Below are 24,369 nucleotides of genomic sequence, written 5' to 3'. Positions count from 1 at the left end.
GTCGCAACAAAAACCGACGCAGTCCTGGACTTGATCCGGGACCTCATGGGCAACTTCGCAAGAAGTCCCGGATCAAGTCCGGGACTGCGTTACATCTTTGTTAACCGCGATTGCGTCAATTCGAGGCATGGCTTTCTACACATACATTGCGGCATGCAAATCCAATACGGCGATCTACATCGGCGTGACTGGCGATCTCCTCAAACGCATGTCCGAACACAAGTTCGGGCTAGGCAGCACGCACACAGCAAAGTATCGCATTCGCAAATTGGTGTATTTCGAGACGCACGAAGCATTGCCCGATGCGATCTCGCGCGAAAAGAAACTCAAACGCTGGCGGCGCAACTGGAAAGACGCGCTGATCAACGAACAAAATCCGAACTGGTCCGACCTGATCATGGAGGTCTCGTTTCTCTGAGGTCCCGGATCACGTCCGGGACTACGTTGCACTAGGGAGAAACCAATGACCAAAGTCATCAAAAACGGCACCATCGTCACGCATGATTTGACCTACAAGGCCGACGTCCTGATCGACGGTGGCAAGATCGTTGAAATCGGTCCGGACCTGAAAGGCGACGAACAGCTCGACGCGACCGGCTGTTATGTCATGCCGGGTGGGATCGACCCGCATACCCATCTGGAAATGCCTTTCATGGGCACCTATTCCAGCGATGATTTCGAAAGCGGCACCCGCGCCGCCTTGTCCGGCGGCACCACGATGGTCGTCGATTTCGCCCTGCCCAGTCCCGGCCAGGGCCTGCATGACGCCCTGCAAATGTGGGACAACAAATCGGGCCGCGCCAATTGCGATTATTCCTTCCACATGGCTGTGACATGGTGGGGTGAGCAGGTGTTCAACGAGATGGAAAGCGTGATCAAGGATCGCGGCATCAACACCTTCAAGCATTTCATGGCCTATAAAGGCGCGCTGATGGTGAACGATGACGAGATGTATGCGTCCTTTTCGCGCCTTGCCTCGCTTGGGGGGATTGCGCTGGTCCATGCGGAAAATGGCGATGTAGTCGCCGAACTCTCTGCCAAGCTGCTGGCTGAGGGCAATACCGGCCCGGAGGCTCACGCCTATTCCCGCCCGCCCCAGGTCGAGGGCGAGGCGGCCAACCGCGCCATCATGATTGCCGACATGACCGGCGTGCCGCTTTATATCGTGCATGTGTCCTGTGAAGAGGCGCATGAGGCGATCCGGCGCGCCCGTCAGCAAGGCAAGCGCGTCTGGGGTGAGCCGTTGATTCAGCACCTGACGCTGGATGAATCTGAGTATTTCAACAAAGACTGGGACCACGCCGCGCGCCGCGTCATGTCACCCCCGTTCCGGAACAAGCAGCATCAGGATAGCCTCTGGGCCGGGTTGCAGGCCGGGTCATTGTCGGTCGTGGCGACGGATCACTGTGCCTTTACGACCGAACAGAAACGGTTTGGCGTGGGTGATTTCACGAAGATCCCGAACGGGACGGGCGGGCTTGAGGATCGGATGCCTATGCTCTGGACCCACGGTGTGAAAACGGGGCGGCTGACGATGAATGAATTTGTCGCCGTGACCTCAACCAATATCGCCAAGGTGCTGAATTGCTACCCCAGAAAGGGGGCGGTTCTGGTCGGGGCCGACGCCGATCTGGTGGTCTGGGACCCGGAGAAGTCAAAGACGATCACGGCAGGCAGCCAGCAATCGGCCATCGACTACAACGTGTTCGAAGGCAAAGAGGTCACGGGCCTGCCCCGGTTCACCCTGACGCGCGGCCATGTGGCCATCCATGACGGCGAAGTGCGCACACAGGAGGGCCACGGCGAGTTCGTGAAGCGCGAGGCAAATACGCCGACCAACAAGGCGCTGAGCACGTGGAAAGAACTGACCGCGCCACGGCCTGTGGAACGGACGGGTATCCCCGCGACGGGGGTGTGACGGATTGGGACCACTTGGGATAATTATAATCCTTGCCGCCGTCATATTGGTATTTGTCGGATTGGTATTGGGGATTGCCCATCTTACAGCGCGACTGGGTTACCCAAAGATTGGCTTGGCCTTGGTGATGCTCGGGGGGGCTTACCTCGTTTATTCTGCCGCGATGACGCTGATCGACTGCGCGGCAGTGCCCACTGTAGTTCCGCTGACAGGTGAGCTTTCTGGTGAGCTGTATGTGAGACACGCATGCGACGGGCAAGGTGGCTTTGCAAGCTATGTGTACGGGTTTGTCGCCGCGCCAAGTGGCGCGGTCATTCTGGCATTACTTGCATGGCGCCGTTGGAAAATGCTGCCCGTGTTCCCATCAATATGATGAAACCATGTCTGCCCCTACCCGTTTTGCAACTTCCGAGGATTTGATTGCCTATGCCAACTGTTGCTGAACTTGCCGTACAATCACTTGGTGCAGAGACACCCGACGCAGCACATGGTAGTCAAGTGATTGCCGCGCGTGCTCTCAATCTCACCTTCCAGACCAACGATGGCCCGGTTCATGCCCTCAAGGATGTGAACCTAGCGATCAACAAAGGCGATTTCGTCAGCTTCATCGGTCCCTCGGGCTGCGGCAAGACCACTTTCCTGCGGTGCATCGCGGGGCTCGAGGCTCCCACCGGGGGTGAGATCACCGTCAACGGCATGACCCCGGACAAGGCGCGGCGGGCGCGGGCCTATGGCTATGTGTTTCAGGCGGCGGGGCTTTATCCGTGGCGCACGATTGGCGGGAATATCAAGCTGCCGTTGGAGATTATGGGGTTTTCCAAGTCCGAGCAGGCGGACCGGGTCAAACGCGTGCTGGACCTTGTTGATCTGGCGGGGTTCGAGAAGAAGTTTCCGTGGCAACTTTCCGGCGGGATGCAGCAGCGCGCCTCGATAGCCCGCGCGCTGGCTTTTGACGCGGATATCCTGTTGATGGACGAACCCTTTGGCGCGCTGGACGAGATTGTGCGTGACCATCTGAATGAACAACTGCTCCAGTTGTGGGCGCGGACCGAAAAGACGATTGGCTTTGTGACCCATTCGATCCCCGAGGCGGTGTATCTGTCCACCAAGATTGTCGTCATGTCCCCGCGTCCGGGCCGGATCACCGACGTGATCGACAGCCCGCTGCCGAAAGAGCGACCTTTGGACATTCGGGACACGCCGGAATTCATCGAGATCGCGCATCGGGTACGTGATGGTCTGCGGGCGGGGCATGTGGATGACTAGGGGATGCCTCCGGCGGGGATATTTGGGCTCGGAAGAAGCCGGGGGTCCTGCGTGAAATCATTGCTGCCGATCCTGACCGTTATTGGTGCGATCCTGCTGTTTTGGGTCGTTGCCGTGGTGCCCATGAACATGCATCTGACAGCTGATCAAGCGCAACGGGACGGGTTGGTTGTGTCGCCAGAAACCCCGGCGGAACGGCAAACCTATTCGGGGCTTGGTCTGACCTTGAAGAATCCGTCGCTGATTGGTTTGACCTATGGGCTGGAACGTCCGCGCCTGCCGTCACCGCATCAGGTCGGGGCGGAAATGTGGGATACGATCTTTGCCAAGAAGATCACGTCGCGCCGGAGCCTCGTCTATCACGGCTGGGTCACCCTATCCGCCACGCTGCTGGGTTTCGCCATTGGCACGACGCTGGGCATCCTGCTGGCCGTCGGGATTGTCTATAGCAAGGCAATGGACATGAGCGTCATGCCTTGGGCCATCGCCAGCCAGACCATTCCCATTCTGGCACTCGCCCCGATGATCATCGTGATGCTGGGGGCGATTGGCATTCAGGGGTTGTTCCCGAAATCGGTGATCAGCGCCTATTTGAGTTTCTTTCCGGTCGTGGTCGGCATGGTCAAAGGGTTGCGCAGCCCCGATGCGATGCAGATGGATCTGCTGCGGACGTACAATGCCAGCTCCGCCCAGGGGTTCTGGAAACTGCGCCTGCCGGCCTCGGTGCCGTATCTCTTTGCATCGCTCAAGATCGGGATATCGGCGTCACTGGTGGGCGCCATTGTAGCTGAACTGCCCACGGGCGCGCGGGCCGGGTTTGGTGCGCGGATGCTGGTGGGGGATCAGTATGGGCAGCCGCTGGTGACTTGGGCGGCGCTTTTTGCGGCGGCAATCACGGCGGCTGCACTCGTGGGCCTCTTCAGCGCGATTGAACGCATGACTCTGCGCCGCATGGGGATGCAGGCAACATGACGGGCACGGCGATCATCGGGGCGCTGGCCGTCTGGGGCGCTGGTTGGTTCATCAACAGCCGGCTGGCCAACTCTGCCGCGGCCCAGACCCGTTTGGTCAAACTGCTCGTCCCCGCCATTTTCGGCCTGACGATCCTGATCATGTGGGAAATGCTGGTTCGGCTGCTCGAGGTCAGCCCGGTCATTCTGCCCCCGCCCACGGCCATCGCGGAACGGTTCGGGCAGGAACTGCCCCTGCTTTGGGCCGACTTCGAGCAGACCGTGATCAAGGGCGCGATGACCGGTTATGTCCTTGGCGCGCTTGCGGCGCTTGGTATCGCCATTCTTGCGGACAGGTCGGAATTCTGGATCAGGGGTGTTTTGCCGGTCGGCGGCTTCATGGCCGCCCTGCCGATTGTAGGCACGGCCCCGATTTTCGTAAAGTGGCTGGGCAGCGACTGGGAATCGAAGGCCGCCGTTGTTGGCGTCATGGTATTCTTCCCCATCTTCGTGAACGTTATCGCCGGCCTGCGCGACACATCGGCGATGCAGCGCGACCTGATGCGCACCTATGGGGCCGGATACTGGCCGACCCTGGTCAAGCTGCGCCTGCCCGCAGCCATGCCCTTCATCTTCAACGGGCTGAAGATCGCGACCACGCTTGCCCTGATCGGGGCTATTGTTGCTGAATTCTTTGGCTCACCCACCGTCGGTATGGGCTTTCGGATATCGACCTCGGTCGGTCAGCTTGCGCTAGATCTGGTCTGGGCCGAAATTGTGGTGGCGGCGATCGCCGGAAGCGCGTTCTATGGGGCCATGGCATGGATCGAAAGCCGGGTGACATTCTGGCACCCGTCACAACGGAAATAACCAAGCCCCGTAAAGTGGGCGCATAACTGACTTGGAGGTCAATATGAAAAGACTACTGATTGCCGCAGCACTTGCCGCAGGTCTGGGCGGGACAGCCCATGCGGACGGGCACGCCAATGACGTGACGCTGCAACTGCAATGGGTGACCCAATCCCAATTCGCGGGCTATTATGTGGCCCAGGATCAGGGGTTTTACGAAGAGGAAGGGCTGAATGTGACCATCCTGTCCGGTGGTCCCGACATCGCCCCACCTCAGGTGCTGGCCGGTGGCGGTGCCGATGTGATGCTGAACTGGATGCCCTCCGCGCTCGCCGCCCGTGAAAAGGGGCTGCCCGTGGTCAATATCGCCCAGCCGTTCAAGACATCGGGCCTGATGCTGACCTGCTGGAAGGACACGGGCATCGAAACGGTTGAGGATTTCCGGGGCAAGACCATCGGCGTCTGGTTCTTCGGCAACGAATACCCGTTCCTGAGCTGGATGAGCCAGGTCGGCATCCCGACCGACGGGGGCGAGGATGGCGTGACCGTGCTTAAGCAAGGCTTCAACGTCGATCCGCTGCTGCAGCGACAGGCCGACTGCATTTCGACCATGACTTATAATGAATATGGTCAGGTGTTGGATGCGGGCGTGTCCGAGGATGAACTGATCACCTTCAAATACGAGGATCAGGGCGTGGCCACCCTTGAGGACGGGATTTATGTGCTCGAGGAGAACCTCGAAGATCCCGTGTTCGTGGACAAGATGGTCCGCTTTGTGCGCGCATCGATGAAAGGCTGGAAATGGGCCGAGGAAAACCCCGAAGAAGCCGCGGGCATCGTTCTGGACAATGACGAAACCGGGGCGCAGTCAGAGGCTGCGCAGATCCGCATGATGGGCGAGATTGCCAAGCTGACGGCGGGGTCCAACGGGTCGCTTGACCCGGCGGATTTCCAACGGACCGTCGACACATTGCTGGCCGGCGGGTCAGACCCTGTGATCACGGCCCAGCCCGAAGGGGCGTGGACCAGCATGATCACCGATCAGGCGCTGAACTAAACGGACCAACGACGGTTTGGGCGGGCGCTGCGATATGCGGCGCCTGTCTGTCATTTGCGCGGCTTGTGTTTTCAATGACTTAGGGCCCGTCTCTTGAAAAAATGGCAGTAGTACTTACCTAATTACTATGCCCATTTTTATACAATCGCTTCCGCTCTCACTTTCCACTTTCTGGCGCTATCTGATCCTGATGCCGTTCCTGGCGATCGTTTCGATCATTTTCCATTTCGCCAGCATAATCCCTTTCGTCGGTTGGCTGGTACCGGGGATGATCAGCGTCTGGTTGACCGTGATGGGTCTGCGCTGTGCCCTTGCGGCCCGCGGCTATACCCAAGGTATCGACGGCGGAACGCTGTTGACGGTCTGTCTTTACTTCAGCGTTATTTTCCTCGGTGTCGGGATCATCCTTAATCTCTTCATGTCGGCGGTATTCTGGCTGGTACAGCAGGCGGGGCTGACGATTGACCCGCTCGGTCTGTTTGCCGGGCTATTCGGTGTTTCACCTTATTGGAGCGCGGCGCTCCTTGCAGTCCTTGCGCCGCTCGCATTCACCACCGCCGCCTTTGCTGTCCCCCTGACGGCTGCCGCTGCATCGACAGGCCCGGGCGGCTGGAATTACAAGGCATTTGCAGGTTGCGGCCAAGGCGTAATCGGGCTGATGATCGTCATGGCGGTTTGGCTGTTCAGTGGCCATATCTTCTCGATCTTTGGCGAAATCTGGACCGGCTTTGGCCTGATCGTCACCATGATATGGGCCATTGTCGAAGGTGAGAGCTTGCCATGGGACACGGACTTTGCCCCGTTCACGGCCTTGCGCGGCACGCTCATCATGGCCTGGGCATCCAGCTGGTATTTCGCGACCGCCGTGCTGACATGGGAACGTTACGCGCAGGTGCCGCAAGGCAAACCCGGCCATCAAGGGGAACAGAGCAATCTCACCACAAAGGATATCCGGGAGCTGCGCCGTGCCCGCATGCGCGGGAACAAATCAACGAGGTGATCACGGGCTATAAGTTGAGCAAAGCGTGAAACCCGTACGGGGCTTGTCCCGATACCTCATACAGATAAGGCTTCGGGTCTTCTTCCTGTTCAAAGAAGCGCGACCAAAGCCGCCGTTGCGATGACAATATTCGCGAGCAGGCACACCACGAATGACAGGGTGCGCGGACCACCTGCGATCTTGCCTACACCGGCGTAGTAGAATGCCCAGAATGCGATCCGAGCCGCCAGATAAACGCCTGCTGCAATGTTAATCACCACCGCTGCACTGCCCGCAATGATCGCCACCAGCAGAGCCGCCACGAAGGCTGGCAGGCTTTCGGCAGAGTTCTGATATGTGCGCAACGCCCGGAAGCTGAGTTTAGTATGATCGAATCGCAATGGCATTCCCGGCACCTGTTCTTCCTTCACAAAGGCGAGCGGTGCGGTCAGGAAGTTCTGGATCAATGTCATCAGTGAGAGGATGGCAAGCACCATCAAAGCGGGGCGATATGCCTCCAGATAAGGCAATGTGTCAAAGAGTGTGGTCATGTCAGGGCCTTTCGCGGTGAACTATTTGATCATCACCATGTCAGCAATCAAAATATGTTAAAGAACATATTTTAAACTGTGATATGCCTTTTTTCCGAATGCCAAAGGAACCGCGATCATGCCCTACACCGCCGCTCACAAGGCCGAAACCCGCAAGCGAATCGTCGAAACCGCCCGCATCCTGTTTAATCGCGAAGGCTTTTCGGAAGTGTCGATTGATCGGATCATGGACGAGGCCGGACTGACTCGTGGTGGCTTTTACAACCACTTTCGCAACAAGGATCAGCTTTATGCTGAAGCCGTTGCAAGCTTTCTGAACGGGCGCGGCAAGGCGTGGCGGGATGAAGCCGGGGTTGATCCGCAGAATGCCGATGCAGGCAGCGTCCGGGACATGATCGAAAGCTACCTGTCCTCCGCGCATCTGGGTGATCTTGATGGTCAATGCCCGATGATCGCATTGCCATCTGATACGGCCCGTGCATCAGACAAGGTGCGGGATGCCTATACCGAGTTGTTGCGCGCGATGGTCTGGCTCTTTGAACATAATGGTTCGGACAAAGGCTCGCAGCGGCAAAAAGCCTTGTCACTGGCGGCCACATGCGTTGGCGGCATGGTCTTGGCCCGCACGGTCGGGGACCCGGAATTGTCGGAAGAGGTCAGGACTGCCGCCCGCACCTCCGCCTTGGAAACTCTTGGTATGGCCTCATAGCATCTCGCGATAGGTCGGGATGATATCCCCATCCGCGGCAGTCGCCTCATACACCCCCCGGCAGATCGCCCGGCTCAGGCAGATCGCCGCAGCGGCCCCGATATCGCGCATGGCCTGGTGGTCAACGATGTCGCCCGTTCCTGTCGATGCGGCAAACACAAGGTCCCCGTCCAGTGGGGTGTGCGCCGGTACAATCGCGCGCGCCAGCCCGTCATGGGCCGTGACCGCCATGCGGTGGCATTGCGATTTGCTCAAGGGGGCATCGGTGGCGACAATCGCGATTGTTGTATTCGCAAACTGCCCGGTCGCGTGCATGAACATCGCCTTCTCCTTGCGGCTGGGTTGGGGTGTCACCAGCCCTGCGGCCGGGTCGGGGCCGATGCCGCCGAATTCGCCCTCCATCTCAAACGGGGCCGCCCAGAAATGCCGATCCCCCGGCGTTGTCACGCTGCCCAATGAATTCAAAGCCACCAGTGCGCCGACCGTGGTTCCGTCCGCCAAAACCATCGAGGCGGACCCCAATCCGCCCTTCTGCATCGCAGCCATGGCCCCGGTGCCTGCCCCGACAGAGCCCAAGGCAAATGTATCTTCCGCCGCGTCCAATGCGGCACGACCCAAGGCCCGATAGGGGTTCTCGTCCCAATCCTTGTCACCGCCATTGATCAGATCAAAGATAATAGCCCCCGGCACAATGGGGATATGCATGGACCCGACGGCATAGCCGCGCCCCATTGCGCGCAACCCATCCATCACACCGGAACAGGCATCCAGCCCAAAGGCCGATCCGCCTGACAGAACCAGCGCATCCACCGCCGCCACGGTCTTGTCCGGGGCCAACAAATCGGTCTCGCGCGTGCCCGGCGCCCCCCCCATCACATGCACACTCGCCACGAACGGTTTGTCGCCCACCAGCACCGTGCTGCCGGATTTCAACCCATCGTCCTGCGCATTCCCGACGCGGAGCCCGGCCACATCGGTGATCAGGTTCCGCGGTCCTTTAGATACAGCGCCCACCGTCCACCTCCATCGCCACGCCGGTGATCATGCTGGCCTCGTCCGAGCACAGGAAACAGGCCGCGTTCCCCATATCCTCCGGTGTCGAAAACCGGCCCAATGGAATAGTCGCCAGAAACTTCGCCCGCATCTCGGGCGTGTCCTCGCCCATGAACGACGCAAGCAACGGCGTCTCCCCCGCCACCGGGTTCAGCGCGTTGACGCGGACGCCATGCGGGGCCAGTTCCACCGCCATCGCCTTGGTCGCCGTGATCATCCAACCTTTGGAGGCATTGTACCAGTTCAGTCGAGGGCGCGGCGACACTCCGGCGGTGGATGCGATATTCAGGATCGCCCCCGCCTCGCGTTCCTTGAAATGAGGCACAAAGGCGCGCGCCATCAGGTAGACCGATTTCATGTTCACATTGAAAACCCTGTCAAAATCCGCCTCACTGATATCCTCCATCGGGCTGGGCAGATGCGTGACACCAGCGTTGTTCACCAGAATATCCAGCGGCCCGGAACCCAGCACAGTCTTGGCCAGATAGTTGACCGAGGCGCCGTCGGACACATCGCAGGTCAGGGCGCGCCCGCCGATTTCATCCGCCACATGCTGTGCGCCATCGGCGTTGATATCGGCGATAATCACCTGCGCGCCTTCGGCAGCAAATTTGCGGGCGATGCCCGCGCCAAAGCCTGATCCGCCCCCTGTGACGATTGCCGTCTTTTCGTTCAACCTCATTGTCCCGTCCCCGCTTTCCGTCCGACCCGATAAGTGTAGAACAACGCCGCCAAAAGGCCCAGCAGACCACCGGCATAGCTGCCCTCATGCATCGCCCCCGCCCGCAGGAACGCAACCCGGCCGGTCACACCGGGCGGTAGATTGAATTGCGCGGCAAGCTCCGGCGTTGCGATCAGGGTCAGCAGGCCAAGCGTTGTGATCGCACAAATGGCCGAGATCCCGATGACCAGCCCGATCGCGCGCATCCCGGTCCGAAAGTACCGGGCATTGCCCTGAATGCGCAGCCCAAGCGCCATCACCGGCACCCCGATCACCAAGCCCATCCACCAACTGGCTGCCGCGCCGACCACGGCTGCACCTAGCCGGTTGTGCAGATCCGCAGGGATGCCGAATTGCGGGAACTTCAGCACGTGAAAATACTCCGGCGCAACCGCATAGCTGATCTGATTATGCATGGCCCCGTAAAGCCCCGCCGCCAGACAGGCAATGACGATCATGAGGGGAAACAAAACCCATTTCAACGCGACTCACCCATGCCAGGCTGCGACAGTCTTGAGCGTTGAAAACCCGTAAAGCGCCTCGAACCCTTTTTCGCGCCCATGCCCCGATTTGCCGACGCCGCCAAAAGGCAGTTCCACACCACCTCCGGCCCCGTAATTATTGATGAACACCTGCCCCGACCGCAGCGCCTTCGCCAGTCGCATCTGGCGTCCGCCATCGCGGGTCCAGATGGATGCAACCAGCCCGTAGTCTGTGCCATTCGCAATGCGCAGCGCCTCAGCCTCATCCTCGAACGGAATGATGATCTGCACCGGGCCAAAGATTTCGTCGCGCGCCAGCACATGATCCGGCGGGACATCCGCAAACAGGGTCGGGCGCACATAATGCCCCGGCGCATCTGTAACGATCTGTCCTTCTGCGGCGATGGTCAGGTCAGCGCCCCGCGCCAGAAACCCCTCCACAATCTCCTTCTGCCGGGCCGATATCAGCGGGCCGACATTCAAGTCGTCCATCGCCGGGCCAACCTTCAGATCGCGATAGGCGGCGGCCATCCGATCCCGCACCTGATCATACACACCGCGCTGCACCAAAATCCGGCTCGACGCCGAACAGGTCTGCCCCGCATTCTGGATGCCCGCATTCACCAGAAACGGCAGCGCTCGGTCCAGATCGGCATCGTCAAACACCAGTTGCGGGGATTTGCCCCCCAATTCCAGCGTGACCGGGATCACATTGCGCGCAGCCGCCGCCTGTATCGCCTCCCCCGTGCGGACCGACCCTGTAAACGACATATGCTGCACCCCGGGATGCGCGGCCAGCGCCGCCCCGGCCTCAGCCCCTAGCCCGGTCACGACATTCAGCGCACCGGCAGGCAGCCCCGCCTGCATTGCCAGCGCGGCAAAGGCCAGTGCCGTCAGACACGCATCCTCTGCCGGCTTCAGCACGCAGGCATTGCCCATCGCCAGCGCGGCCCCGACCGACCGGCCAATGATCTGCATCGGATAGTTCCACGGAATGATATGGCCCGTCACCCCATGTGGCTCGCGCAGCGTATAGACGGTGTAGCCGTCCAGATACGGGATCGTCTCGCCCGTGATCTTGTCCGCCGCCCCGCCATAAAACTCCATATATCGAGCCAGCGCCACCACATCCGCCAGGGCTTGCGTCAGCGGCTTGCCCACATCCATCGCTTCCAGCTTCGCCAGCGCCTCGCGATGGTTCAGCACCAGAATACCCAGCCGGGTCAGGATGCGGCCACGCTCCAACGCGGTCATCCGGCCCCAATCCCCATCGCGGGCCTTTTGCGCCGCCGCAACAGCCGCATCAACGTCATCAGCGGTGCCGCGCGCGATGGTGGTGAGCAATTCACCGTCAGACGGGTTCGTGACTTGGATCGGGGCATGTCCCCGAATCCAAGCCCCCGCGATCAGATGCGAGGCTTCGGGAATATCAAACTGTTTCAACGGCATGGGACAACTCCGGCAGTTTCGGTGCAGCGGCAATCAGGGTCTGCGTGTAGGGGTGCTGCGGAGTGGTGAACACCTTTTCCGTCTCACCCTGCTCCACGATCTTGCCTGCCTGCATCACCATGACCCGGTCCGTGACGGTGCGCACGACAGACAGATCATGGCTGATGAACAGATACGCCAGCGGGCGCTTGCGGCAAAGATCGGCAATCAGGTCCAGCACCTGCGCCCGGACAGAGACATCCAAAGCCGACACCGCCTCATCAAAGATGATCAGTTCCGGCTCAATAATCAGGGCACGCGCAATCGCGATCCGCTGGCGCTGACCCCCGGAAAATTCGTGGATGTACTTGCCCGCATCACCCGGCGACAACCCGACATCGCCAAGCGCCTTGGCAATCGCTGCCGCCCGCGCATTGCCTTGGGGCGGATCATCCAGCAGATGAAACGGCTCGGTGATCAGCCGGTCCACCCGGTGACGCGGGTTGAAGCTGCTGTAAGGGTCCTGAAACACAACCTGCATCCGACGCCGCACAGCAAGGTTCGGGCGATGATGGGTAAAGACCGGTTCGCCATCCAGTCGGATTTCCCCGCCCTGCACCTCCTCAAGCCCCAGAATCGCGCGCGTCACGGTGGATTTCCCACACCCACTTTCGCCCACCAGCCCAACACGCTCGCCATGGTCCATCTGAAAACTCACATCGTCCAGCGCCCTGACCATCGGGCGCGGACCAAACAGGGCTTTCCGGCGCGCTGGATAATCACGCACAACATTGCGCACCGACAAAAGCTGCCCGACACCCCCGCGTTCCGGCAGTTGGACAGCATGGCCAGACGCCGCAAACAAGGCCCGCGTATAGGGATGCTGCATATTGGTCAGCAACTCCGCCGTCGGCGCGGCCTCGACCACGCGGCCCTTCTGCATGACCACGATATGATCGGCGACATCGGCCACCACGGCCAGATCATGGGTGATCAGCAAAAGCCCCATATCGAATTCACGCACGAGGTCTTGCAGCAGGTCCAGAATGCGCGCCTGCGTGGTCACATCCAGCGCAGTTGTCGGTTCATCCGCGATCAGCAGCTTAGGGCGCAGCGCAATCGCCATCGCGATCACGACGCGCTGGCGTTGCCCGCCTGACAACTCATGCGGATACCGCGTCGGGGCAACCTTCAGCCCGACCCGTTCCAGCATCGCCGCCGCGCGCTGATGCGCTTCGGCTTTCGTGGTCTTTTCATGGATCAGGATCGTCTCCGCTACCTGCGCGCCAATCGTCTGCACCGGGTTCAGTGCCGTCATCGGCTCCTGAAACACCATCCCCATCGCATTGCCGCGCATCTGGCACAGGTCCGGCTCTGCCGTTTGCAGGATGTCCACACCATCAAGCAGGATTTGCCCCCCTGCCACCGCCCCGCGCGGCAGCAGCCCCATGACCGACAGCGCTGTCATGGATTTGCCCGATCCGCTTTCGCCCGTGATCGCGACAATCTCGCCATGCTGCATCGACAGGTTCACATCCTGCAGGATCTCCGTCTGACCAATCCGCAGCGACAGGCCATTGATCGCCAGAATGCTCATACCCGCGCCACCCTGATCCGCGGGTCCAGCCAATCGCGCAACCCGTCCCCCAGCAGGTTCAGCCCCAGCACCATCAAGAGGATCGCAAAGCCTGGCACCAGCGCGGTATGTGGCGCGATGCTGACCAGCGTCTGCGCATCCGCCAGCATCCGGCCCCAACTCGCCGTTGGCGGCTGCGCACCCAGCCCGATATAGGACAGCGCCGCCTCGGCCAATATCCCCAGCGAAAACTGGATCGTCCCCTGCACGATCATCAGATTAGTGATGTTGGGCAGGATATGTTCGACCGAAATCCGCGCCGCCGACTTGCCGCAGACACGGGCGGCCAGAATGAAATCCCGCTCCCAGAGCGGCAGGGCTGCCCCCCGCGTCAGCCGGGCAAAAACCGGAATGTTGAAAATGCCGATGGCGATAATCGCATTCACCGCCGACGCCCCAAACACCGCCGTGATCAGGATCGCGATCACCAACGACGGAAACGCGAACACCAGATCATTGCCGCGCATGATCAGCTCATCCAGCAGCGATCCGCGCCGTGCCGCGGCCAGCAGCCCCAACGGAATACCAATCGCCATCCCGATGCCCACGGCAACCAGCGCCACCGCAATCGACGTGCGCGCACCCATCATGATCATCGACAGGATATCGCGCCCGAAATGATCGGTCCCCAGCAGATTTGCCCCGCCCGGGCCTTGCAGCTTGTTCGGAATGTCCAGCGCCTCGATATCGTAGGGCGTCCACAGAAACGACACCGCCGCGAGCGCCAGAAAAACCACAGTCAGCGCGATACCGATGATCAGGTTCCGGCTCATGCCCGCGCCCTCAGTCGAGGGTCAACAGCGGCATAGGCCAGATCGACCGCGAAATTCACCACAATCACGGTAAAGACCAGCAGCATCACCACGCTTTCCACCACGATCAGGTCGCGGGCGCTGATGGATTGGAAAATCAAGCGACCCAGCCCGGGCAGGAAAAACACCTGTTCAATGATGATCCCACCGGCCAGCAGAAACGAAAACTGCAACCCGATGATCGTCAGCACCGGGATCAGCGCGTTGCGCACGGCATGACGCCACAGGGCCTGCCTGCGGCTCAACCCCTTCGCACGGGCGGTGCGGATAAAATCCTCGCCCAGCATGTCCAAAAGCGATGACCGCATGACACGCGCAAGGATCGCGGCCTGCGGCAGGGCCAGCGCAATGGCAGGCAGCGTCAGCGCCTTGATCGCCTGCAACGGATCACCCCACCCCGGAAAGCCCCCTGCACTGAACCAGCGCAGATTGATCGCGAAGATCAGCACAAGGATCATCGCGAACCAGAAATTCGGGATCGCCACGCCCAGTTGCGTCGCCCCCATGATCGTGATGTCACCAGGGCCACCGCGCCGGCTGGCGGCATAAATACCGGCGGGAAAGGCGATGAGGGTCGACAGGATCAGCGCATAGATCGCCAGCGGCAGCGACACCCAGATGCGATCCGCGATCAGGTCAGCCACCGGTGTCTTGTAGGTCCAGCTTTGCCCGAAATCCCCGCGCAACAGCCCCGTCACCCAGTCGAAATACCGGGTGACCACAGACTGATCGAGGCCCATTTCCGCCCGCAAGGCCGCAATCGTATCGGGCCTTGCATTCACCCCCAGCATGAAGGCGGCGGGATCGCCCGGGATCACCTCGATCACCGCAAAGATTACCAAAGACGCCACAAAAAGGCTGATGATCAGCGATGTCAGACGGCCAAGGGCATAGCGGATCATTGTGATGAAATGCAGAGCATCTAAGACGTCACGCCCGGTCGACAGACCGGGCATCGGTCGCCATTTCGTGCCATTGGTCCGAGCGACAATGGCGACACCTCCCCCTGGAGGGCGATTTTGCAACGTATCAACAGACACATCGTTTCGCCTGTTGCGATGCCGTTCGAATTCAACATGTTACAAACGCCCTCCAGGTCGGGCGATGCCCTCGTTTCTCTATGGGAATGTTGCTATTCAGACCAACTCACCCCGGTCAGATCAACCGCCGCCGTCGGCTGGTTCACCCACAAGCCCTGCACACCCACCTTGGCCACCGTCGCCACCGCCAGCTCGAACAGATACCCGTTCACGTAATCCTCCGAAATGATCGTCTGCGCCCGGGCCAGCAACGCACTCCGCCCCGCCGGGTCGGTGGTCGCGTTCAGCTCTTCCATCAGCGCCTGAAATTCCGGGTTGTCATACTGGAAATAGTAGTCCGGATTGGCATAGATCCCGATATCCATCGGCTCGGTATGGCTGACGATGCTCAAGCCGAAATCCTTGTTTGTGAAAACCTCCTCGATCCACTGCGCCCATTCGAGGTTCGTGATCTCGGTCTCGATCCCCACCTCGCGCAGCTGGGCCGCGATAATCTCTCCCCCGCGGCGGGCATAGGAGGGCGGCGGCAACTTCAGCGTGGTAGTAAAACCATCGGCCAAGCCCGCCTCGGCCAGCAATGCCCGCGCGCGATCCGGATCATGCGGCGAATTGGCCAGCAGATCGACATAATCGGGATGATGCGGTGCGAAATGGGTACCGATCGGCGTACCAAGGCCAAACATCGCCCCGTCAATGATCGCCTGCCGGTCAATGGCATGGGCCACAGCCTGCCGGACCAGCACATTGTCAAACGGCGGCATCTTGTTGTTGGTCGACAGGATCGTCTCGCCCTCGGTATTGCCGACCAGCACCTGGAACCTTGGATCAGCCTCGAACTGCGGCAGGTTCTCTGGCGCTGGGAAGCCGATGAATGCATCCACATCCTCGGCCATCACAGCAGCAAAGGCAGCGGTCGGATCGCTGATGAAGCGGAAGGTCGCAGTTTCCAGTGCCGGTGCGGGACCCCAGTAGTCGGCATTGCGCGTCAGCTCGATCCGGTCACCCTGCACCCAATCGGTGAATGTGAATGGACCCGTGCCAATCGGATTGCTCGCGATGTTCTCGATGCTTTCGGGCGCCACAATCACCGCATCCCCCCACGCCATGTTGAACAGAAAATTCCCGTTCGGTTGGTCCAGCGTCACCTGCACGGTCAGCGGGTCCACTACGGTCACATCCGCAATCCCAGCAAACAGACCCTTCTGCGCGTTGGTGCTATCCTCGGCCCGGGCGCGATCAAGGCTGAACTTCACATCCTCCGCATCCATCGCCGTGCCGTCATGAAACGTCACCCCGGCAGCCAGGTTGAAGGTATAGACCAGCCCGTCATCCGAGATATCCCAGCTTTGCGCCAGCCCCCGGATAATCGCGCCATCAGCATCAAACCGGGTCAGCCCTTCAAACACATTGGCATAAAGCACACTATCAATCGCCTGCGCGGCCCCGCCCGTGGGGTCAAGGTTCGGCGGCTCCAACTGAATGGCCACGGTGATGCTGTCCTGCGCCAGCGCGGTCGTGGCCCAAAGACCGATAACAGCCGAAGCGGCAAAGCGTTTGAAATGATACATGATATCCCCCTGTTGTCGGGATGAGTGTTGACCTAACGTCTGGGCAAATCAAGTCCTGCGACAGGCGGAGTAGGCGTTGTTAGCGATCAGCAAGGCGTTACTACGTTTTGAGGCCCTTCAGCGGATTGTCAGCCCTGTATTCACGCTTTCGCCTCCGAGCTGCTTAACCTAAGCTCATCTGAAGGCGAGGCATTGCTCAACCTAGCGTGGAACTCAATCGGATGATCACCAGTCACATGCATGTCAAAGCACCGGGCTTCCGGCGACATATTAAAGATGATGAATTGGTAAATGACTTCATGTCAGGGTTTTCACTTGCCGAAGCCATTAAGTCTGAACTCAAGGAACATGGATACGATCGACTTGAAATCGTCGGCGAAGACTACGGCTGGCTCGTTGTAGCATTTCATCGTTCATCGGGTGTTGAGTTTGGCGTAACACTCTCTTCACTCGCCGAGCCCGAGGACGACAGAGATGCGGTCATGGAAGTTATGATCGCCATTCAGCCGCAGAAGCGAACGAAAGGCATGCTTTGGTGGAAGAAAGACATTGGAAGTGAGGTTGGGGAGTTCTCCGAAACCGTTTTCGATTTCCTGCGAAATACGCCCGGCGTAGACGTTCTCGAAGAATTTGCAGATATCGCTTAGTGTGGCGTGACGACTTTTCTTATTTTGAAGAAAATGGTCAGCTATTGATGGGATGGCAGTAGCCCGCTGGAACCTTCACCCAATCCTTAACGCGCCTTAACAAACCCCACCGCGCGCACCCTTAACCCCACCAAACGCTGCAAAAAGGTCCGACGTTTTGCCGACGCAGATCCGACGCGATGCCGACCGGCCATTTCCCAGCAAAATAAGGCGTTAACCCACGATTCGCTGCAAATGGCGAAAACCACCGTACGGTGGGGGGTCACGCAACGCCCTGGGGTGACCGCTTCAGCCTGACCCCGGCGGCCTGCATGGCGGTTGCTGCGATGTCCACCGCCGTCAGCCCGGCATCGGCATACATCGCTGCCGGTGAGGCCTGATCGATGTACCGGTCCGGCAGTGTCATCGTTCTGATCTGGCACCGCCCGTCCAGTAGCCCGTCATTGGCGAGATCATGCAGCACCATGGCGCCGAACCCGCCGCGCGCGCCCTGCTCGACTGTCACCAGCGCCTTGTGATTGCGCAACAACTGCCGGATCAAATCGCGGTCCAGCGGCTTGGCAAAGCGTGCATCGGCAATCGTCACTGACACGCCCTGACCCGCCATCGCGTCAGCCGCCTTGTGGCATTCCGCCAGATGCGCACCAAAGGAAAGCAAAGCGATATCAGTGCCTTCGCGTACCACACGGCCCTTGCCGATAGCGATGATCTCGCCCCGTTCGGGCAGGTCTACTCCGACCCCCTCGCCCCGCGGATAGCGGAAAGCAATTGGTCCTGCATCATGCGCAGCGGCTGTACGAACCATATGCATCAGTTCCAATTCATCCCCGGCGGCCATCACCACCATATTGGGCAGAGCCGCCATATAGCCGATGTCGAACGCGCCCGCATGGGTCGGACCATCGGCGCCCACAAGGCCAGCGCGGTCGATCGCGAAACGAACCGGTAAGTTTTGCAGGGCAACATCATGCACAACCTGGTCATAGCCGCGTTGTAGGAAGGTCGAGTAAATGGCGCAAAACGGTTTCAACCCTGATGCGGCCATACCCGCGCTGAATGTAACACCGTGCTGTTCGGCGATGCCCACATCAAACACACGGTTCGGAAACCGCTCACCCATGATGTTGACCCCGGTGCCTGACGGCATGGCCGCCGTGACGGCGACGACTTTCGGGTCAAGCTCGGCCTCTTTCGTCAGCGCCGATCCGAACACCTTGGTATAGGCGGGCGTGTTGGATTTTCCCTTGGCTTGCGCGCCGGTGGCCACATCGAATTCTGACACACCGTGCCCGCAATCGGCACTCCCCTCTGCAGGGGCGTAACCCTTTCCTTTTGTTGTGCAAACATGGATCAGGACGGGGCCTGTCGCCCGTGTTTTTGCCGCCCGCAAGACTGGCAAAAGCTGTGACATATCATGTCCGTCAATCGGGCCGATATAGCTGAACCCCAGCTCCTCGAACAGCGTGCCGGACCCGCCTGTCTGCACCCCTGTCACCAGCTGCCGTGCGCGGCGGGCGTGGTCGCGCAGGGGGCCGGGCAAGGCCGCTTCGAACCCTTCGGCCATCTTGTGCAGCTCGCCCATGGGCGAGGCATAGAGGCTGGACAAATACTTCGACATCGCCCCCACGGGCGGTGCAATCGACATTTCGTTGTCGTTGAGGATCACAAACAGCCGGCGCCCCTCGTGCCCGGCATTGTTCATTGCCTCATAGGCCATGCCTGCGCTGATCGACCCGTCACCGATCACGGCAATCGCATCACCCGTCGGCTGACCCATATCGCGACCGACGGTAAAGCCCAAAGCAGCGGAAATGGATGTGCTGGAATGGGCCGCACCGAACGGGTCGTATTCGCTTTCGGCACGCTTGGTAAAGCCTGACAGCCCACCCTCTTGCCGCAACGTGCGGATCCGGTCACGCCGCCCGGTCAGTACCTTGTGCGGATAGCATTGGTGGCTGACATCCCAGATCAGCTTGTCCCGGGGCGTGTCGAAAACCGCATGAATGGCAACGGTCAGTTCCACCACACCCAGCGATGACCCCAGATGCCCGCCGGTCTGGGACACGGCCGAAATCACCTCGGCCCGCAGGTCATCGGCGAGGTTCGCTAGCGCCGTGTCATTCAGCCGTCGCAGATCAGCAGGGCCGGCAACACTGTCAAGAAACGGGGTATCGGGGCGATCGGTCATAGCGTTACCTCTTGAGGTATAAAAAGGCGCCGCAAGGGGTTTGCCCCGCTTGCGACGCCAGTCTCCTGTAGCCAACAGGAAGGGAACGGGGCGCAATGCCCCAAGACGAACCAGCCAGGGAGGGAGGTTCGACGGCGAAGAGGCGGGCGGCAGCGTCGCGCGCCGCCCGCCCCAAGGTGGTCAGAGTGTCTGCACCAGAGGTGCATCAACCGTGAGTGACGACCGGATAATCGGATCAGGTGTGTCCCGGCTTTCGGCGGGCAAGGCCCGACCAATGAGCGCGATGACCGCGATGATCAGCCATACCGCCAGGATGAAGGCCGCAGCATAACCTGCCCCTTTGAGCATCAAGAGCGTGATATCGGCGGTCAGCCTGCTCTTTTCGTTCAGGTTAAGGATGTTATCGTTTTTCATCATCTCTCTCCTTAATCCAGCGGGGCGTAGCCGTGGTCTTGCGCCCAGACGAACCAGTTATCGACAACTGTTCCGGTCAGCAGGATGCCGATACCACCTGTCAGGGTCGTCAGAACCGCAAACCACCAGGCCCAGCGGTGGATACCTTCCATCGTGGCGTTAAAGCCCATGGTCCAGCGCCAGAACAGGGCGGCCCGTTCCGTGGCCGTACCCCGATCCACGATCTGTTCGATCTCGCGCTCACCGCCAAAGCGGCTGACGGCAAGAATCGTGGCACCATGCATCGCGAACAGCAACGCGGATCCATAGAGGAATACGATGCTCAGCGCGTGGAACGGATTGTAGAACAGGTTGCCATAGGTGATCGAGAACAGGTTGGTCCAATCCAGATGGCTGAAGACGCCGTAAGGCACCATTTCAGACCAGTCGCCCATCAGGATCGGCCGGAACAGGCCCAGCACGAGGAACAGCCAGATGGCCGACGCGAAGGCCCAAGCCACATGTTTGCCCATGCCCAATGCTTCGGCCCGCAGATAGGTCCGGACCCACCAGGTCAGCACTGAAACAAGCAGGAAGAACGAGGCGATCATGAAATAGCCGCCGTCATCCATAGGTGGCATGCCCAGACCATAGCCGGGCGATGGCGGATCCAGCGATAGCCAGAACAGATCCCGCAGGAAAATCGCCGGGTTGTAATCGGCCTGCGCCCAGAAAGACATGCCGACCATGACAAACCAGATCAGACCGGTCGCCAGCGAGATGACCCCGAAGGACCCAAGGTAGAGCGGTCCAAGCTGGGCGTTGCCGAACCAGCCGGCCAGCTTGGAGAACCGGCCTTTGCCGATCCGCTCTGACGCGGGGTTGGTGTCAGCGGGGTTGATCCCCAGTTCGGGCGGTCCCTGAACCTGAACCTGGGTGAAGATGTTTTGATATTCAGCCATTGTTCATGTCCTCCTACAGATCCCGCCACCAGGGCAGTTCGTAATACCAATCCCACCAGACGATCCATTCCTCGAACCAGATGGTGCCCGAGATTACGATGCAGATCGCACTCCAGAAGCCAGCATTCAGCGCCAGGAACAGGCCCAGCCGGTGGATGCCCAATGGCCCGATGGAATAGCCGATCAGATCGCGAAAATAGGTGTCTTCGTGGTCAGGCGAAGCGATTTCCTTGCCCTTGCCAGGGTTGACCGCGGACAGCACAAGTGAGCCATGAAGCGCCAGCGCCAGACAGGTGGTAAAGAAGAAGGTGATCGCCACCATATGGGCAGGATTGTAGTGGAAGTTGCCATAGGCGTAGCCCACATTGTTCACCCAATCGAGGTGGCTGAAGATACCATAAGGGAAGCCGTGCCCCCACGCGCCCAGCAGGACCGGGCGGATCACCACCAGCGTGACATAAGCAAAGATGGCAACCCCGAACGCGAACGGCACATGGTAGCCGATGCCGAGTTTGCGGCAAATCTCGACTTCGCGCATCATCCAGCTGACAAAGGCACCGATGGCGCAGATCGTGATAATCTGCCACAGCCCGCCTTCCAGTAGCGGCGCTGCACCCAGGCCGTATTCCAAAGGCGGCGGATCAATCGAGATCAGCCAGGGGTTCCATGTGGGGCCTTGGCTGGCCCCGTAAAAGATCAAGATCGTGCCTAGGACGGCAAAAAAGAACGTCGTGACCCCGAAGAAGCCAACGTAAAATGGCCCCACCCAAAAGTCGAACAGATCACCGCCTACCAATGTCCCGCCACGGACCCGGTATTTTCTTTCGAAGCTGAGCTGCGCCATCTTCCTACTCCATTCATGGACAGGCCCTGCGTCCCCGTTCGGGCGCGCCCTGTCATCGTCAATGTCGGTGTTTGCTACGGGCAGAACGCGTGGCCCTGCCCGTAGCTATCTTGTGCGGCGAAGCCGGTTACTGCGCGCCAAAGGCGAGCTGGAACCAGTTTGTCGCTGGGTTGCTCAGCAGGACGAGGTGAATCATCGCTGCGAGCAGGAACAGGAATACGCCCTGAGCCACGAAGACGCGGCGCGGGTCGAATACCAGCCAGATCTTGTAGAACTGTGCCATGTGCTATTCCTTTCCTACCAGCTGAACCAAGGAAGCTTGATGTACGTCAGAAAATGAGCAATCAGGGCGACGATCGTGAAGATCGCAAACCCGCTCATATAAACTGAGTGCAGCTCCTGGGCCTGCTCGTCAGTAAGACCTGTGAAAGACAGGTCTGATTTGTCAGCCATGTTTTGTCTCCAAAATTGGGGTCTGACGCCGCGCACCCCCCGCGGCCGGGTTACGACAGAAGCTCTTCCTCTGCCCCAATCCACCATCCCGGGGGGGAATGATGAACCTGTGAATGCCCATCGCTGGGCAAATGTCTTGCCGTATCTTCATGCGTTGAAGATATGCGGCGTAATGATCCGGGCCTGTGTCCAGGCCTTGGCCAGCGGTCCCTTTTCAGGCAGTTCCATCCGGCGGGCTGCCGACAGCCCCCAGGTCAGAAATGCCAAAGGCAGGGTCGCCAGAAAGATCAGCGTGAAATAGGCATAGTATTCGCGTTTCGGGGGTGCGGTTCGGCTCCGAAGCACCAGTGCATCTGTTGTGAAATCAGTCATTTGCGTCCTCCCGAGGATGATTGCAGGGTCTCGACGGTTTCCAGAACAACCCGGTCGGCTCCGGCGTCGAGGGCCGCGCGTTCGGCTGCGTCCCGCAGCGTTTTGGCGGCAGAAATACGTGTCAGGATCGGATGGGTCGCCACGATCTCATCCAGCTTGGCCTGCGCGTCGGCATCCCAAGGGAAATCGCGGCGCAGCGGTGTCAGGGTGGCGTCGGTTGCATCCATATCGGTGGCCAGCGGCAGGATATGGAACAGCGCATCGAACAGGCCATTGCAGACCTCTTGCAGCAGGTAAGTCGCCCCTGCATAGCCCATGAACGGCGTGCCCGTAGCGCGCCGGATCGCGGCACCGGGGAAGCTGGCGGGGATAAACACCGGCGATGGGCCATGTCCCGCCTTCATCTCGGCCATGTACATTTTTTCGTTGATCGACCCCAGCACGATGAGCGGGCGTTTAGTGTGGATCAGGCTGCGCACTTCGTCATTGTTGGTCTTCTTGCCACGGCAGCGGGCCACGGCGAAGGCGCAGGGGAAACCCAGGTCACCTTCAAGGAAATGACGCACGCCTCGGGCATAGGTTTCGTTCGCGACGATCCCAAACTCCGCAGTCGCAAAGAAGTCCTGCGTGACCGAACGCCACAAATCCCAAACGGGTTTGATGGTCGAATGCTTCTCACGTTCGATGAACGGCTCCGGGTCGAGACCCGTCAACTCACCCAGTTTACGCAGGAATTTTGTGGTTGAGTCGATCCCAAACGGCGCTTGCAGGTAGGGCTTGCCCAGAACCTCGCAAAGCCCGCGCCCGAATTCGCGATACATTGTGATATTCACATCCGCATTCACCAGATTGCGCATCTCAGCCACATGAGCGCCCAGGGGCATCACCATGTTGACCTCGGCCCCGATCCCTTCGACCAGACGCCGGATTTCGGCCAGATCGGACGGCATGTTGAAGGCGCCATACATCGGCCCAAGAATGTTCACGCGCGGCTTGGCGTCTTCCTCGCGCTTCTTCTCGGGTGGCATGCGCCCCTTGGTCATACCGAATTCGGTGAAGATCCAGGTCATGGCCCGGTCCGCGCATTCCCACTGATCCTCATCAATGGTGCGTGGCAGGAACCGCTGGATATTGGTGCCTTGCGGGGTGACACCGCCGCCGATCATCTCCGCGATTGATCCGGTCACAACGACTGCGGGCAGTGCGGGATCAAGCACTCCCCAAGCGCGCTTCATCGCCTCTTCGGTGCCTTCGCCCATTTCGCTTTCGCCAAGGCCGGTGACGACGATGGGCAGTTCATGCGGAGGCAGGCCATCGGTGTAGTGCAGAACGGAGGTCACGGGCAGGTTTTCGCAACCTACGGGGCCGTCGATCACAACTTGCAGGCCCTTGACGGCGCAGAATGCATAGACTGCACCCCAGTAGCCCCCGGCACGATCATGATCGGTGACTAACATGGCGCGCCTCCTTGCGGGGCCGCAAAATCTTCAT

26 protein-coding genes are annotated in these 24,369 nt (G+C 60.0%); 9 read left to right on the top strand and 17 right to left on the bottom strand.

Translation table 11 applies throughout. From position 1 onward, the window contains the following. The first annotated feature begins 127 nt into the window (after positions 1 to 127). The 7 genes from ACFWW4_RS13225 to ACFWW4_RS13195 all read left to right on the top strand — a co-directional run bounded on the left by ACFWW4_RS13225 (position 128) and on the right by ACFWW4_RS13195 (position 7,040). Entirely contained in the window at positions 128 to 418 is a 291-nt protein-coding gene (locus ACFWW4_RS13225; protein ID WP_411891282.1) for a GIY-YIG nuclease family protein, read from the top strand. A gap of 45 nt (positions 419 to 463) precedes the next feature. Further along, positions 464 to 1,918: a dihydropyrimidinase gene (gene hydA, locus ACFWW4_RS13220; protein WP_411891281.1), complete on the top strand. Its 1,455-nt coding sequence runs from the start codon at positions 464 to 466 to the stop codon at positions 1,916 to 1,918. 426 nt (positions 1,919 to 2,344) lie between these two features. Then, positions 2,345 to 3,184 (top strand): ABC transporter ATP-binding protein, encoded by an 840-nt coding sequence (locus tag ACFWW4_RS13215; RefSeq protein WP_411891280.1) that lies wholly within the window; start codon positions 2,345 to 2,347, stop codon positions 3,182 to 3,184. A gap of 51 nt (positions 3,185 to 3,235) precedes the next feature. Then, positions 3,236 to 4,156, top strand: coding sequence for an ABC transporter permease (locus ACFWW4_RS13210; RefSeq protein ID WP_411891279.1), 921 nt, complete (start codon positions 3,236 to 3,238; stop codon positions 4,154 to 4,156). Next, positions 4,153 to 5,004, top strand: a complete 852-nt coding sequence (locus tag ACFWW4_RS13205; RefSeq protein WP_411891278.1) for an ABC transporter permease — start codon at positions 4,153 to 4,155, stop codon at positions 5,002 to 5,004. Before ACFWW4_RS13210 ends, ACFWW4_RS13205 begins: the two co-directional genes overlap by 4 nt. A gap of 43 nt (positions 5,005 to 5,047) precedes the next feature. Then, positions 5,048 to 6,040, top strand: a complete 993-nt coding sequence (locus tag ACFWW4_RS13200; protein ID WP_393933504.1) for an ABC transporter substrate-binding protein — start codon at positions 5,048 to 5,050, stop codon at positions 6,038 to 6,040. A gap of 127 nt (positions 6,041 to 6,167) precedes the next feature. After that, a complete protein-coding gene (locus ACFWW4_RS13195; RefSeq protein ID WP_411891277.1) occupies positions 6,168 to 7,040 on the top strand; it encodes a hypothetical protein in 873 nt (290 codons plus the stop codon). A gap of 89 nt (positions 7,041 to 7,129) precedes the next feature. On the opposite strand, the gene ACFWW4_RS13190 is transcribed toward ACFWW4_RS13195, so the two are convergent. Then, positions 7,130 to 7,570 carry an MAPEG family protein gene (locus ACFWW4_RS13190; protein ID WP_411891276.1) on the bottom strand — a complete coding sequence of 147 codons (441 nt, stop codon included), beginning with the start codon at positions 7,568 to 7,570 and terminating at the stop codon, positions 7,130 to 7,132. 118 nt (positions 7,571 to 7,688) lie between these two features. Here ACFWW4_RS13190 and ACFWW4_RS13185 point away from each other — a divergent pair, with 118 nt between their 5' ends. Next, entirely contained in the window at positions 7,689 to 8,279 is a 591-nt protein-coding gene (locus ACFWW4_RS13185; protein WP_411891275.1) for a TetR/AcrR family transcriptional regulator, read from the top strand. Here ACFWW4_RS13185 and ACFWW4_RS13180 read toward each other — a convergent pair. The 8 genes from ACFWW4_RS13180 to ACFWW4_RS13145 form a co-directional block, all read right to left on the bottom strand. After that, positions 8,274 to 9,293 (bottom strand): P1 family peptidase, encoded by a 1,020-nt coding sequence (locus ACFWW4_RS13180; protein WP_411891274.1) that lies wholly within the window; start codon positions 9,291 to 9,293, stop codon positions 8,274 to 8,276. The genes ACFWW4_RS13185 and ACFWW4_RS13180 overlap by 6 nt on opposite strands. Then, positions 9,277 to 10,014: an SDR family oxidoreductase gene (locus tag ACFWW4_RS13175; RefSeq protein ID WP_411891273.1), complete on the bottom strand. Its 738-nt coding sequence runs from the start codon at positions 10,012 to 10,014 to the stop codon at positions 9,277 to 9,279. Before ACFWW4_RS13175 ends, ACFWW4_RS13180 begins: the two co-directional genes overlap by 17 nt. Then, positions 10,011 to 10,511, bottom strand: a complete 501-nt coding sequence (locus tag ACFWW4_RS13170; RefSeq protein WP_411891272.1) for a hypothetical protein — start codon at positions 10,509 to 10,511, stop codon at positions 10,011 to 10,013. Before ACFWW4_RS13170 ends, ACFWW4_RS13175 begins: the two co-directional genes overlap by 4 nt. Before the next feature lie 30 nt (positions 10,512 to 10,541). Then, positions 10,542 to 11,984 carry an aldehyde dehydrogenase family protein gene (locus ACFWW4_RS13165; RefSeq protein ID WP_411891271.1) on the bottom strand — a complete coding sequence of 481 codons (1,443 nt, stop codon included), beginning with the start codon at positions 11,982 to 11,984 and terminating at the stop codon, positions 10,542 to 10,544. After that, entirely contained in the window at positions 11,965 to 13,560 is a 1,596-nt protein-coding gene (locus tag ACFWW4_RS13160; protein WP_411891369.1) for an ABC transporter ATP-binding protein, read from the bottom strand. Before ACFWW4_RS13160 ends, ACFWW4_RS13165 begins: the two co-directional genes overlap by 20 nt. Next, the gene (locus ACFWW4_RS13155; RefSeq protein WP_411891270.1) at positions 13,557 to 14,372 is read right to left on the bottom strand and encodes an ABC transporter permease; all 816 of its coding nucleotides are present in this window, start codon (positions 14,370 to 14,372) and stop codon (positions 13,557 to 13,559) included. Before ACFWW4_RS13155 ends, ACFWW4_RS13160 begins: the two co-directional genes overlap by 4 nt. Next, positions 14,369 to 15,313, bottom strand: a complete 945-nt coding sequence (locus ACFWW4_RS13150; RefSeq protein ID WP_411891368.1) for an ABC transporter permease — start codon at positions 15,311 to 15,313, stop codon at positions 14,369 to 14,371. Before ACFWW4_RS13150 ends, ACFWW4_RS13155 begins: the two co-directional genes overlap by 4 nt. Positions 15,314 to 15,543: 230 nt before the next feature. Then, positions 15,544 to 17,019, bottom strand: coding sequence for an ABC transporter substrate-binding protein (locus ACFWW4_RS13145; RefSeq protein WP_411891269.1), 1,476 nt, complete (start codon positions 17,017 to 17,019; stop codon positions 15,544 to 15,546). A gap of 221 nt (positions 17,020 to 17,240) precedes the next feature. On the opposite strand from ACFWW4_RS13145, the gene ACFWW4_RS13140 reads away from it, so the two are divergent. Continuing rightward, on the top strand, positions 17,241 to 17,666 hold the full coding sequence (locus tag ACFWW4_RS13140) for a hypothetical protein (protein ID WP_411891268.1): 426 nt from the start codon (positions 17,241 to 17,243) through the stop codon (positions 17,664 to 17,666). 262 nt (positions 17,667 to 17,928) lie between these two features. On the opposite strand, the gene dxs is transcribed toward ACFWW4_RS13140, so the two are convergent. From dxs to bchZ, 8 genes are all read right to left on the bottom strand, one after another. Then, positions 17,929 to 19,854, bottom strand: coding sequence for a 1-deoxy-D-xylulose-5-phosphate synthase (gene dxs / locus ACFWW4_RS13135; RefSeq protein WP_411891267.1), 1,926 nt, complete (start codon positions 19,852 to 19,854; stop codon positions 17,929 to 17,931). Between the two features lie 180 nt (positions 19,855 to 20,034). Continuing rightward, on the bottom strand, positions 20,035 to 20,268 hold the full coding sequence (gene pufX, locus ACFWW4_RS13130; protein WP_393933432.1) for an RC-LH1 core complex protein PufX: 234 nt from the start codon (positions 20,266 to 20,268) through the stop codon (positions 20,035 to 20,037). Positions 20,269 to 20,279: 11 nt separating this feature from the next. Continuing rightward, positions 20,280 to 21,209, bottom strand: a complete 930-nt coding sequence (gene pufM, locus ACFWW4_RS13125) for a photosynthetic reaction center subunit M (protein ID WP_393933434.1) — start codon at positions 21,207 to 21,209, stop codon at positions 20,280 to 20,282. 13 nt (positions 21,210 to 21,222) lie between these two features. Next, positions 21,223 to 22,053 (bottom strand): photosynthetic reaction center subunit L, encoded by an 831-nt coding sequence (pufL, locus tag ACFWW4_RS13120; protein ID WP_393933436.1) that lies wholly within the window; start codon positions 22,051 to 22,053, stop codon positions 21,223 to 21,225. A 127-nt stretch (positions 22,054 to 22,180) separates the two neighbouring features. Continuing rightward, on the bottom strand, positions 22,181 to 22,336 hold the full coding sequence (gene pufA, locus ACFWW4_RS13115) for a light-harvesting antenna LH1, alpha subunit (RefSeq protein WP_393933438.1): 156 nt from the start codon (positions 22,334 to 22,336) through the stop codon (positions 22,181 to 22,183). A 14-nt stretch (positions 22,337 to 22,350) separates the two neighbouring features. After that, positions 22,351 to 22,506: a light-harvesting antenna LH1, beta subunit gene (gene pufB, locus ACFWW4_RS13110; RefSeq protein ID WP_393933440.1), complete on the bottom strand. Its 156-nt coding sequence runs from the start codon at positions 22,504 to 22,506 to the stop codon at positions 22,351 to 22,353. A gap of 147 nt (positions 22,507 to 22,653) precedes the next feature. Then, complete coding sequence (gene pufQ, locus ACFWW4_RS13105; protein WP_411891266.1) at positions 22,654 to 22,878, bottom strand: cytochrome PufQ; 225 nt, start codon at positions 22,876 to 22,878, stop codon at positions 22,654 to 22,656. Then, positions 22,875 to 24,335: a chlorophyllide a reductase subunit Z gene (gene bchZ / locus ACFWW4_RS13100; protein WP_411891265.1), complete on the bottom strand. Its 1,461-nt coding sequence runs from the start codon at positions 24,333 to 24,335 to the stop codon at positions 22,875 to 22,877. The genes pufQ and bchZ overlap by 4 nt, the downstream gene beginning before the upstream one ends. Positions 24,336 to 24,369 lie beyond the last annotated feature (34 nt).

This window comes from Yoonia sp. SDW83-1 (genome assembly GCF_046762885.1).
Classification (GTDB): Bacteria; Pseudomonadota; Alphaproteobacteria; order Rhodobacterales; family Rhodobacteraceae; genus Yoonia.
The sequence above is the reverse complement of the archived record's forward strand: the minus strand, read 5'-3'. Positions and strand labels throughout refer to the sequence as shown.